Origin of the sequence: Kitasatospora sp. NPDC094028, assembly GCF_049543595.1 — a bacterium.
Taxonomy (GTDB): domain Bacteria; phylum Actinomycetota; class Actinomycetes; order Streptomycetales; family Streptomycetaceae; genus Kitasatospora.
This window is the reverse complement of sequence record NZ_JBMVFA010000045.1, coordinates 49,154-60,718: the sequence shown is the minus strand read 5'-3', so window position 1 is coordinate 60,718 and position 11,565 is coordinate 49,154. Positions and strand designations below refer to the sequence as shown.

Sequence of the window (11,565 nt, the reverse complement as noted above, 5' to 3'; positions counted from 1 at the left end):
CCCCGTGGGGGGGGGGTGTTTTTCGGGGGGGCGGGGGTCTTGGCTGTTGCCCCAATTGCGTGTTGTTTCCATTGGGGGGCGGGCGGGGGGCGGGCCGGGGGGCACCCCCCCGCCCCGGCCCGCAGCCGGTCACCCCTTGAGTGCGCCCTGGGTGATGCCGCCGACGATCTGTCGGCCGAAGACGGCGAAGACCAGGAGCAGCGGCGCGGTGCCGACGAGCGCGCCGGCGGTGATGACGGACCAGTCGGTGGACCAGCCGGTGCCGAGGCCGGCGAGGGCGACCTGGACGGTGGGATTGGTGGCGCCGTTCGTCGCGATGACGGGCCACAGGAAGTCGTTCCAGGACTGGACGAAGACGAGCATCCCCAGCACGGCCATGGCGGGCCGGGCGATCGGCAGGACGACGTGCCAGACGACCCGCAGCGAGTGCGCGCCGTCCACCCGGGCCGCCTCCAGCAGTTCGGTGGGCAGGGCCTGGGTGAGGTACTGCCGCATGAAGAAGACGCCGAAGGCGGTGACGAGGGAGGGCAGGACGAGGGCGCCGAGGTTGTTGCCGAGCCCCAGGTGCCGCATCAGGATGAACAGCGGCACGACGCTGACCTGGGCGGGCACGGCCATGGTGGCGACGACGAGGGCGAACAGCGCGCCGCGGCCGCGGAAGCGCAGCTTGGCGAACGCGAAGCCGGCCAGGACGGAGAACGCCACCGTGCTGAGCGCGACGGTGCCGGCGACCAGGGTCGAGTTGAGCAGCGCGACGCCCATGCCGCGCGCCCCGGCGTTGTCCCACACGTAGCCGATGTTGTGGAACAGGTTCGAGCCGGGCAGCAGTGGCGGGGGTGTGGAGACCACCCGGTGGCTGTCGGTCGACGCGGCCACGAGCGTCCAGTACAGCGGGAACAGCGAGACGAGGGCGGCCAGGACCAGCGCGGCCAGGGCGAACGGCCCGGCCCGGTGCTGGTCGCCCGCGCCCGGGGAGCGCAGCCGGTTCCGGCGCCCGGTGCCACGCCGGTCGGCCGGAGCGCCGACCGGCCGTCCCGTCCGCGCGGCGGTGGGGTCGGGGGCGGGGGTGATGGTCATGTCGTCGTCCTTCCAGGTCACTTGGCAGCGCGCAGGCGGCGGGAGACCAGAGTGTTGGCCAGGCCGACCAGCAGGAGCAGGCCGAACATCAGCCAGGCGATGGCGCAGGCGCGTCCGAGCAGGCTGTAGTGGAAGCCCTGGTCGTACATGAGGATGCCGAGGGTCTCGTACTGGTGGTCGGTGCCGCCCTGGTGGCCGCTCTGTCCGCCGAACAGGTAGGGCTCGCCGAAGAGTTGGGTCGATCCGATGAACGAGACGACGACGGTGAACAGGATGGTGGGGCGCAGCTCGGGGATCGTGACGTGGCGGAACTGTTGCCAGCGGTTGGCACCGTCGATCGCGGCGGCCTCGTACAGCTCGCGGGGGACGGCCTGCATCGCGGCGAGGTAGATCAGCGCGTTGTAGCCGGTCCAGCGCCAGACGACGATCACGGAGACGGCGAGCTGGGAGCTCCAGCTGCCGGCTTCCCAGTGGACCGGTCCGGCACCCACCAGGCCGAGCAGCCAGTTGGCCATGCCGCCCTCGGGGCTGAAGATCAGCGCGAAGACGAGCGTGGCGGCCGCCACCGAGGTCGCGTACGGCGCGAGCAGCGCCGTCCGGAAGAAGCCGCGGGCCGGCAGGCGGTAGTTGAGCAGGTGGGCCAGGCCGAGCGCGATCAGCAGTTGCGGGACGGTGGACAGCACGCCGAGGGTGAGGGTGTTGCGCAGGGCGTGCCAGAACTGCTCGCTCACCGGCCCGACCAGCAGGTCGCGGTAGTTCTGCAGGCCGACCCAGTCGCTCTGGTCGACGTTGTAGAGGCTGACCTGGTGCAGGGACAGCCAGCCGGTGTAGAGGAGCGGGAAGAGCCCGAAGACCGCGAACACCACGAAGAAGGGCGCGACGAACACGTAGGGCGAGCCGACGTGGTCCCAGCGGTGCAGCCGGCCGCGCAGGCCGCTCGGCGTTCCGCGGCGCGACCGCGCGCTCGGGGCGGGCGGGTCGGCCGGGTCGGCCGGGTCTCTTCGGTGGGTGCTGGTCGGGGTGGCCACAGTTTCCTCCGTGCCGGGTCGACGGCCGGGTGAGGCCGTCGCGTCGTTCTGGACAGGGTTCGGTCGGTCTCGGCCGGTCGTGGGCGGCCGCCCGTACGGACCGCGCCGGGGCAGGGGTGCCGGGCGGTCCGTACGTCCCGGCCCCACGGTTACTGGACGGTGCCCGCGATCTGCTTGACGGTGGCGGCCCAGGCCTCGTCGGGGCTCTGGTGGTTCTGCTCCATCAGCTGCACGCCGTTGCCGAAGGCCCCGTGGAAGTCCCCGTGGTGCGGCCCCGTCTCGGCCGGCTGGATGGCCTTGGCGGCGGTGGAGAAGATCTTCCCGGTGGGGGCGTTCGGGCCGATGTACGGGTTGGTGAAGTCCGTGACGCCCGGGAGCGCGTACGCCTTCTGGTTGGCGGGGATGTTCCCGACCTTCTGGAAGACCTTGGCCTGCTGCTCGGGCGCGGTGAGCCAGGCGGCCAGCGCCTGGGCCTGGGCCACGTGCTTGCCGGAGGCCGGCACGGTCAGGAACGAGCCGCCCCAGTTCCCGGCGGCGGGAGCCTGGGCGATGTTCCACTTCCCGGTGTTGCCCGGGCCGGAGTACTTCTCGATGTTGGCCTGCTGCCAGGACGGGCAGACGGTGGTGGCGAACGTGGAGTTGGAGAAGGCGGTCTGCCAGGGGGTGTCGAACTCCTTGAGCCCCTGGGTGATGCCGGCCTGGACGGCGTCGGAGGCCAGCTTCCAGCCGTTCTTCACCCCGGCGGAGTTCTGGTAGTCGGCCTTGCCGTTCTTGTAGTACTGCTCGGGGTTGGAGGAGACCACGCCGTTGTACAGGCCGGTGGCGGTGTCCATGAAGAAGGTGCCTTTGGGGGCCTTGGCCTGGTACTGGCGGCCGACCTCGACGTACTTCGCCCAGTCGCCCGCCCACAGGGCGCTGACTGCGGCGGGGTCGGCGGGCAGGCCCGCCGCCTGGAAGAGGTCCTGGCGGTAGCAGATCGCCATCGGGCCGACGTCCGTGCCGAGGCCGACGGTCTTGCCCTGGGCGGTCGTCGCCTGCTTCCACTTCCACGGCAGGTAGGCGTCCTGGTCGACACCCTGGGCGTGCGACAGATCGGTGAAGGCGGAGCTGAGTTGGTCGGAGGTGGCCAGCGAGATCCGGCCCACCTCCAGCGCCTGGACGTCGTCGAGTCCGCCGCCCGACAGCCGGGTCTGCAGCGCCGTCCAGTAGTCGCCCTCCACCGTGGTGGCGTTCTCCTTGACGGTGATGTTCGGGTGCGCCTTCATGTACTCGTCGAAGAGCCCGGCCTCCTTGTAGCCGAAGGTGCCGAAGTCGCCCACGGTGAGCGTGATCTTCGCGTTCGGATCGTCCGAGCCGGACCCTCCGGAGGAGCAGCCGGTGACCAGGGCCGCGGTGACGACGGCGGCCGACAGGAGGGCGGGGGCTCGGCGGGAGCGGCTGCGCAGGAACATGAGGTTCTCCAGGACCAGTAGCGGGATGCGCGGGGGTGGGGCCGCGCTCGGGACACCGGGGGCGGGGCCGCGAGCGGCCCTGCGGGGCGCGTGAAGGTGGCGCGGGAGGGGCCGGGACGGACTCGGTCCGCCGGCCCGGGGAGCGTCGGTCGAAGCGTGGGAGCGCTCCCAGACGGGAACCCTGCTCCCTCCGGCAGGGACTGTCAAGAGGTGCTGCGGCAGGGGAACTTGAGCCGGTCCACCGGTCCCGGGCAGGGCGGATCACCGTCCTGCGGCGGGGCCCCGGTCCGGTGGTGTCAGTCGGCGGGCGCGGGCGCGGGTGCGGGCGCGGACTCGCGGACGGTCAGGCGGGTGGGGAGGACGAGGGGGCTCGGGTCCTGGCCGTCGATGACGGCCACCAGCATCCGGGCCAGCTCCAGCCCGAGCGCGCGCACCGGCTGGTGCACGGTCGTCAGCGGCGGGTCCGCGTACAGGGCGCCGGCGAGGTCGTCGAAGCCGACGACCGCGACGTCCTCGGGCACCCGCCGGCCGTGCCGGCGCAGGACGCGCAGCGCTCCCAGCGCCATGCCGTCGTTGGCCGTGAACACGGCGTCGATGTCCGGGCGTTCCGCGAGCAGCCGCTCCATCGCGGCCTCGCCGCCGGCCTGGGTGAAGTCACCGGGTGCCACCCCGGCGTCGGACCGGCCGGCCAGGACCAGCGCCTCGCGGAAGCCCTGTTCGCGGGCGACCGCGGCCTGCAGGTCGACCTGTCCGGTGATCATCGCGATGTTCCGGCGTCCGCCGCGCACCAGGTACTCGACGGCCAGGCGGGCGCCGCCCCGGTTGTCCGGGTCCACGTACCACCGGGGCGTGCCGGACAGCGGCAGGCCGCCGAACACCACGGGCAGGTCCGTCTCCTCGGCCAGCCGGCCCAGGGGGTCGTCGCCGCGCACCGCCATCAGCATCACGCCGTCGGCCCGCCGGGAGCTCAGGATGCGCCGCAGGCGCTCCTTGCCGCGGGGCGTGTCGGCCAGCAGCAGGACCAGCTCCAGGTCCGTCCGATCGAGGTAGGAGCTGACGCCCACCGTCACCTCGGCGAAGAACGGGTCGGCGAACAGGCCGGGTTCGTCGCTGGACACCGCGAGCACGACCGCACCCGCGCGCCGGGTCGCCAGCGCCCGCGCGGTCGGGTTCGGCACGTAGCCGAGCTCGCGGACCGCCCGCTCCACCGCGGCGCGCTTGGCGGCGCTCACGTGCGGCACGTTGTTGATCACCCGGGACGCCGCCGTGCGCGAGACACCGGCCCGGGCGGCGACCTCGTCCAGCGTCGGCTGATGCCGTGGAGACGTCTCCATCGCGATCGTCGATCCTCCTGTTGCCGGTGGGTGCGCTCCGAACCATGGTTCCACGGGCCTCCCGTGCTGCCACGGTGATCGACGGTACCTGCTCGCCCCCGCCGACTGGAAGCGCTTCCAAGATCGGGACTTCCCGGCCCGGCCGAGCCCGAGCGAGCCGGGGCCCGGCCGGATCCCAGCGCCCGCGGGAATCGTGGGCACGTGCCGCAAGCGTCTTGACACCGGGTTCGGACTGCCCCAATCATCTGGGCCTGGAAGCGCTTCCATCCTCCCCCACCCCCCACCCAGTGGAGGAACCATGCGCCGCTCCCTCCGTACCCGCTCCCTGCTCCTGGCCCCGGTGCTGAGCACCGTCCTTCTCACGGTCCACCCCGGCACCGCCCACGCCGCCGGCCCCACCGGCATGACCAGCGGCTTCTACGTGGACCCCGACTCCTCCGCGCGGCGGTGGGTCGACGCCAACCCGGGCGACGGCCGCGCCCCCGCGATCCGCTCGTCGATCGCCGACGTGCCCACGGCACGCTGGTTCGGCAACTGGAGCGGCACCATCGGGACGGCGACCGGCGCCTTCGTCGGCGCGGCCGCCGCCCACGGCAAGCTGCCGATCCTGGTGGCGTACAACATCCCCGACCGCGACATCTGCGCCGGCCAGTCCGGCGGCGGGGCGGGCAGCGCCGCCGACTACCGGACCTGGATCGCCGCCTTCGCCGGCGGCATCGGCAACCGGCCGGCGGTGGTCGTCCTCGAACCCGACTCGCTCGGCGACGAGAGCTGCATGAGCCAGGCCCAGATCAGCGAGCGCAACGGCCTGTTGAGCAACGCCATCGCACAGTTCCACGCCAAGGCTCCGAACACCTGGGTCTACCTCGACGCCGGCAACCCCGCCTGGCTGAGCGCCGGCACCATGGCCCAGCACCTGGCCGCGGCCGGGGTGAGCGGAGCGCACGGGTTCTCGCTGAACGTGTCGAACTACCTCACCACCGGCGAGAACATCGCGTACGGCAACGCCGTCAACGCGGCCCTGGCGTCCACGAAGGGCTTCACCAAGCCCTTCGTCATCGACACCAGCCGCAACGGCAACGGCTCCAACGGTGCCTGGTGCAACCCGGCGGGGCGCAGGACCGGCCCGCCCACGCAGGTCGGCGGCGGCGCCGAGATGCTGCTGTGGATCAAGGCGCCCGGCGAGTCGGACGGCAACTGCGGCGTCGGAGCCGGATCCACCGCCGGCCAGTTCCTGCCCGAGGTCGCCTACCGGATGATCTACGGCTACTGACGCGGCGCGACGCCGGCCCCGGAGCCGTCCGGGGCCGGCGTCCCGCTCCCGTGCGGACCGGCGTCGCCGCCCTGCTCACCGGGCTCGCCGTCCTCGCACGGCCGCGAGGCAGACGGCCGCCCGGAAGCCCCGGCGCCGGTACAGCCGGCGGCTACGGTGCGTCGCCCGCCGTCGGTGCTCTCTTTCACGCGCTTCCGCTGACCGGACCGCTTGGCCGGACGACACCTGGTTGTCGCCGGTCCCGGAGAGGCTGCCGCGGCGCGAGAACTTCTCCGGCCACCGCCTTGACCCGATCCTCCGCTACCGGTCGGCGCGCGTGGCCTCGGGCCGGGGCCGGCCGGTACGGGCGGCGCGGACGGCGCGCGGGGAGGCGCCGAGTTCGCGGCGGCAGGCCAGAGCAGGAGCGGTACCGCGCGGATCCCGGACCGCTCGATGGCCTTGCCCGGCGCCGGTTCGACAGGCCGGCCCCGGGGCGCCTGCCGGCTCCCGGTCGCGCTGCCCCGAACCCCGGACGAGCCGTGGCGGTGCCGCGCCCCGTGACCTACGATCCCCTGCCAGCGGGTGCGCAAGCGATCGCGGCGACGGAAGGCGGGTGGGCAGTGGGCGACCGGCGGACCGGAAGGCCGACCCTGGAGGAGGTCGCGGCCCTGGCCGGGGTCGGGCGCGGCACGGTGTCCCGGGTGATCAACGGATCCTCGCGGGTGAGCGATCAGGCCAAGGAGGCGGTGGGCCGGGCCATCGCGGAGCTGGGCTACGTGCCGAACCGGGCGGCCCGGGCACTGGCGGGCAGCCGGACGGACGCGGTCGCGCTGGTCGTGCCGGAGACCGAGGCCAGGCTGTTCGCGGAGCCGTACTTCCTGGACGTCATCCGTGGCGTGAGCGCCGAACTCGGCGCAGCGGACAAGCAGTTGCTGCTCACGCTGATCCGCACCGAGCAGGAGCGGCAGCGCTTCGAGCAGTACCTCGCCGCACAGCGGGTGGACGGCGTGCTGCTGGTCTCCGTCCACCGGGACGACCCGTTGCCGGACCAGGTGCGCGCGCTGGGTCTGCCGACCGTGCTGAACGGGCGCCGTTCGCCGCAGGAGTCGGTGGCGTACGTCGACTCCGACAACGTGGGGGCCGGGCGTTCGGCGGTGGAGCACCTGGCGGGGCGCGGGCGGCGTCGCATCGCCACCATCACCGGCCCGCGGGACATGGATGCCGCCGAGGGCCGGCTGGCCGGCTACCGCCAGGGGCTGGCGGCGGCCGGCCTGCCGCCGGACGCGGGCCTCGTCGCCGCCGGGGACTTCACCGAGGACGGCGGCCGCCGGGCGATGCGGGAGCTGCTGGACCGCCGCCCCGAGCTGGACGCGGTGTTCGCCGCCTCCGACCTGATGGCGGTCGGAGCCCTCGCCGTCCTGCGGGCCAGAGGCCTGGAGGTGCCCGGCGACGTCGCGCTGGTGGGCGTCGACGACTCGCCGGTGGCCCGCCACCTCGACCCGCCGCTGACCACCGTCCGCCAGCCGATCGAGCGGATGGGCCGCACGATGGCCGGGCTCCTGCTGCGGCAGATCGCCGGGGAGCAGGCGGAGCCGTCCCGGCTGGTGCTGCCGACGGAGCTGGTGGTGCGGCAGTCCTCCTGACCTCGCGCCGACGGCCTGATCGGCGAGGCCGCCAGGCTGGTCGCGGACACCGGCAGCGGCGCGAGCGCCGCCACCCCGGGGCTGCGCAAGCCCGCCGCCTCGGCGGCTCCGGACTCCCCGGTCACCGAGAAGGAGCCGGTCGGCGCCTGAGCCTGCCGGCCGTCGGGCCTGGCAGCGGTGATCCGGCGGGCCGGAGTCCGAACCGGTCCGGGGGCGCCAGCTCGGTCGAGCGGGCGCCCCGGACGCGTTCCGGGGGCGGCGGCCGTTCGGCCCTTCACCGGCCCGGCGGGAAGCCTCCCCAGACGGAGACGGTGCCGCCCGCCGACTGGGCGTCGACGCGGTAGCCGTCGTTCGCGGAGGCGCGCATGCCGGTGGCGTGGTTGTACTGGCCGGCGAACTCGTGCTGCCCGGCCGGGACGGTGCGGCCCGGCTTGAGCACCCAGCGGTAGACCAGCGCGCCCCCGGTCTCCTGGACGGTGACGGTGAAGTCGTCGGCGGGCAGGGTCCGCCAGTTGCCGGTGTCGCGCACGTCGCCGGTCTGCGCGATGCGCAGTTCGACGGTGAGCGCGGTGAGCGGCTGGGCGGTCCTGAGGGTGAGGTTGCTCTGGGCCCAGTAGACGGTGCTGTGCGGGTCGATCGCCCCCTCCGACCACAGCGGGCCGTTCTGGGGCCGGGTGCTCGCGGTCGGGGTCGGGCGGGGGGCGGTCGGGGTGCCGGTGGGCGGCGCGGTGATCACCGGCGCCGGGGCGGCGGCCGGGGGAGCGGTCCGCGTCGGCGAAGGGGTGACGGCCGGCGAGGGGTCGGCCGGTGCGGTCGTGACGGTGTCCGCCGGTCGTGGGGTCCAGGGGGCGATGCCGGCCACGGCGAGTCCGCCGGTGGCCAGGGCGCCGACGGTCGCGACGCCGGCGAGCGCGACCCTGGGCCATGACCGCAGGCCCGACCGTGCGCGGTGACGGGTGGCGGGACCGGCCGTGCCGCGCTGCACGCGGGCCAGCATCCGTGCCCGGTCGGGCTGGTGGGCCTCGGCGGCCTCGCGCAGCTGCCGGGTGATGTGCTCGTTCACCGGTTCCTCCTCCCTGCCGTCAGTTCGCCGACCACGCGTGCGCCGAGTGCTCTCTCCAGCTCGGCCATCCCCTTCGAGGTCTGGCTCTTCACCGTACCGACCGAGATGCCCAGCGCCGCGGCGGTGTCCTTCTCCGAGAGGTCGAAGGCGTGCCGCAGCACCACGCACGCCCGCTTGCGGAACGGCAGCCGGGCGAGTGCCGTCCGGACGTCCAGCACGGCCGCCACGTCCGGTCCGTCGGTCCGCTCGGGGCTGCGGGTCCAGAACAGCAGGACCCGGCGCCGTTCGCGGACGGCACTGCGGATCCGCTCCCGGGCCATGTTGGCGACCACCCCGCGGGCGTAGGCGATCGGGTGGTCGGCCGCGCGGAGCCGGTCCCAGCGTTGCCACAGCGCGATCATGGCGTCCGCGGCGAGGTCGTCGGCCGCGTCCGCCTCGCCGGTCAGCAGGTGCGCGAGACGGGCGAGTTCGGCGTAGTGGCGTTCGAAGAAGCCGTGGAATTCCGCGGAGGTGTCATCGAGGAGCATGTCCCTCGGCAGCCCTCTCCCTGCAATGTGAGCGATGTGAGCGTTAACAATCTGCATGAGCCTAGCAGTGCCCCGATCCGGGGCGGCGCCTGCCCCCGGGCGTCACGGCCGGTGGAGAGTCCCCGACCTGCCCTCGTCCGTGCCGCGCCCGGGAAGCGGCGTACTTCGCAGCCCTCATGCCCATCCAGTTCGGTAGATCGCGTCGACGTTTCACCACTCAGTGGCCGCCGGGGCCGGAAAGGTTGCCGGTCCGGGCGATGTTCGTCCCCGCCGCCGGGGCGGGCTCACGTCGGGGCATGCGGATCGGCCCGGGCTTGACGGTTCCGCGAGGGCTGAGCAGAATGCCGGGCCGACCCCGTCTGTGATCGCTCACATCACGACGTGTGGGGCCCCGGCCACTGCGTAGGATGCCGGGCATGTCCACAGTTGCCGTGATTGCGGTTGTCGCGCTCGCCCTGCTGCACGTCTACATCCTGGTCCTGGAGATGTTCCTGTGGACCACTCCCCGGGCCCGGGCCTCGTTCGGTACGTCCCAGGAATTCGCCTCGGCGAGCAAGGCCATGGCCGCCAACCAGGGCCTGTACAACGGCTTCCTGGCAGCCGGGCTCCTCTGGGGCGCGTTCGCCTCCGACCCGGTCGGGTTCCAGGCGCGGGTCTTCTTCGCGTCCTGCGTCGCCGTCGCCGGGCTGTTCGGCGCGGTGACGTCCTCCCGGAAGATCCTCTTCGTGCAGACCGTCCCGGCGGCGGTCGTGCTGGTCCTGGTGCTCCTGGCCCGCTGAATCCCGGACGACCGTCCCTCGCGGGGCGCCGCGGCACGGAGCGGTCCGCGTGGAGGGACGGCTCCGCACGGGCGGTCGGTCGGCGGAGGGGAAGCGAACGGGCGGGGACCGGCACGGTGCCCACACACACCGCGCCGGTCCCCGCCCGGGTTCAGGGGCGGGCCGGGTCAGGTCACGAACCGGCCTTGCGCTTGTTGTAGACGTCGAAGCCGACGGCCGCGAGGAGCACCAGTCCCTTGATGACCTGCTGGTAGTCGGTGCCGACGCCCACGATCGACATGCCGTTGTTCAGCACGCCCAGCACCAGGCCGCCGATGATCGCGCCGAGGACGGTGCCCACGCCGCCGCTGGCGGAGGCACCGCCGATGAAGGCCGCGGCGATCGCCTCCAGCTCGAAGTTGACGCCGGCCTGCGGGGTACCGGCGTTGAGCCGCGCGGCGAAGACCAGCCCGGCCAGCGCCGCGAGGACGCCCATATTGGTGAAGGCCAGGAAGACGACCCGCTTGCTCTTCACCCCGGACAGCTTGGCCGCCGCCTCGTTGCCGCCGATCGCGTAGGTGTGCCGTCCGATGATCGAGTTGCGCATCAGGTAGCCGAAGCCGACCAGCAGCGCACCGAGGATCAGCAGCACGATCGGCACGCCGTGGTAGCTGGCCAGCAGCAGCGTGAACACGAGCACGGCCGCCGTGATCACGGCGAGCTTGGTGAGGAAGAGCCCGAGCGGGAGCACCTCCAGCCCGTACGAGGCGGTCTGCCGACGCCCGCGCAGCTCCTGGACGATCGCGACGGCCAGCACCGCGAGACCGATCAGCAGGGTGAGGTTGTGGTAGTCGGTGTGCGGGCCGACCTCGGGGAGGAAGCCGCTGCTGATGCTCTGGAAGCCCTTGGGGAACGGTGCCACGGACTGGCCCTGAAGCAGGATCTGGGTGCCGCCGCGGAACAGCAGCATGCCCGCCAGGGTGACGATGAAGGACGGGATCCCGAGATAGGCGATCCAGAAGCCCTGCCAGGCGCCGGCGAGTGCCCCGATCACCAGCGCCGCCAGCACGGCCACCGGCCAGGGCAGGTGGTGCTTGACCATCAGCACGGCGGCGGCCGCCCCGACGAAGGCGGCGAGCGAGCCGACCGAGAGGTCGATGTGGCCGGCGATGATGACGATCATCATGCCGATCGCCAGGATGAGGATGTAGCCGTTCTGCTGGATCAGGTTGGTGATGTTGAGCGGCTGGAGCAGGATGCCGTCCGTCCAGATCTGGAACAGCAGCACGATCAGGGCCAGCGCGACCAGCATGCCGTACTGGCGCACGTCGCCGCGCAGCGCGCGGGCCAGGACGGAGCCGAGGGAGGGGCTCGGGCCGGCCGGCGGCGCCTTCGGGGACGAATCCGGGATGATCTCGGTCGGGGCCATGCC

At 73.3% G+C, this 11,565-nt stretch carries 10 protein-coding genes; 3 read left to right on the top strand and 7 right to left on the bottom strand.

Going from position 1 to position 11,565, the window contains the following annotated elements:
• Positions 1-129: 129 nt before the first annotated feature.
• The 4 genes from ACPC54_RS38135 to ACPC54_RS38120 all read right to left on the bottom strand — a co-directional run bounded on the left by ACPC54_RS38135 (position 130) and on the right by ACPC54_RS38120 (position 4,890).
• Positions 130-1,077 carry a carbohydrate ABC transporter permease gene (locus ACPC54_RS38135; protein WP_498971629.1) on the bottom strand — a complete coding sequence of 316 codons (948 nt, stop codon included), beginning with the start codon at positions 1,075-1,077 and terminating at the stop codon, positions 130-132.
• Positions 1,078-1,094: 17 nt separating this feature from the next.
• Entirely contained in the window at positions 1,095-2,105 is a 1,011-nt protein-coding gene (locus tag ACPC54_RS38130; protein ID WP_498971627.1) for a carbohydrate ABC transporter permease, read from the bottom strand.
• Positions 2,106-2,254: 149 nt separating this feature from the next.
• Positions 2,255-3,556 (bottom strand): ABC transporter substrate-binding protein, encoded by a 1,302-nt coding sequence (locus ACPC54_RS38125; RefSeq protein WP_498971625.1) that lies wholly within the window; start codon positions 3,554-3,556, stop codon positions 2,255-2,257.
• A gap of 296 nt (positions 3,557-3,852) precedes the next feature.
• Positions 3,853-4,890 carry a LacI family DNA-binding transcriptional regulator gene (locus tag ACPC54_RS38120; RefSeq protein ID WP_498971623.1) on the bottom strand — a complete coding sequence of 346 codons (1,038 nt, stop codon included), beginning with the start codon at positions 4,888-4,890 and terminating at the stop codon, positions 3,853-3,855.
• A gap of 298 nt (positions 4,891-5,188) precedes the next feature.
• On the opposite strand from ACPC54_RS38120, the gene ACPC54_RS38115 reads away from it, so the two are divergent.
• Both ACPC54_RS38115 and ACPC54_RS38110 read left to right on the top strand, forming a co-directional pair.
• On the top strand, positions 5,189-6,163 hold the full coding sequence (locus ACPC54_RS38115; protein ID WP_498971621.1) for a glycoside hydrolase family 6 protein: 975 nt from the start codon (positions 5,189-5,191) through the stop codon (positions 6,161-6,163).
• A 599-nt stretch (positions 6,164-6,762) separates the two neighbouring features.
• Complete coding sequence (locus ACPC54_RS38110; RefSeq protein WP_498971620.1) at positions 6,763-7,785, top strand: LacI family DNA-binding transcriptional regulator; 1,023 nt, start codon at positions 6,763-6,765, stop codon at positions 7,783-7,785.
• A 274-nt stretch (positions 7,786-8,059) separates the two neighbouring features.
• Here the strand turns inward: ACPC54_RS38110 and ACPC54_RS38105 are convergent, their stop codons facing one another.
• Positions 8,060-8,848 carry a hypothetical protein gene (locus ACPC54_RS38105; protein ID WP_498971618.1) on the bottom strand — a complete coding sequence of 263 codons (789 nt, stop codon included), beginning with the start codon at positions 8,846-8,848 and terminating at the stop codon, positions 8,060-8,062.
• Positions 8,845-9,375, bottom strand: a complete 531-nt coding sequence (locus ACPC54_RS38100; RefSeq protein ID WP_498971616.1) for a SigE family RNA polymerase sigma factor — start codon at positions 9,373-9,375, stop codon at positions 8,845-8,847. The genes ACPC54_RS38105 and ACPC54_RS38100 overlap by 4 nt, the downstream gene beginning before the upstream one ends.
• Positions 9,376-9,791: 416 nt before the next feature.
• Here ACPC54_RS38100 and ACPC54_RS38095 point away from each other — a divergent pair, with 416 nt between their 5' ends.
• Positions 9,792-10,154, top strand: a complete 363-nt coding sequence (locus tag ACPC54_RS38095; protein WP_498971614.1) for a DUF1304 domain-containing protein — start codon at positions 9,792-9,794, stop codon at positions 10,152-10,154.
• Between the two features lie 172 nt (positions 10,155-10,326).
• On the opposite strand, the gene mmsB is transcribed toward ACPC54_RS38095, so the two are convergent.
• Positions 10,327-11,562: a multiple monosaccharide ABC transporter permease gene (mmsB, locus tag ACPC54_RS38090; RefSeq protein WP_498971612.1), complete on the bottom strand. Its 1,236-nt coding sequence runs from the start codon at positions 11,560-11,562 to the stop codon at positions 10,327-10,329.
• Between the last annotated feature and the right edge of the window lie 3 nt (positions 11,563-11,565).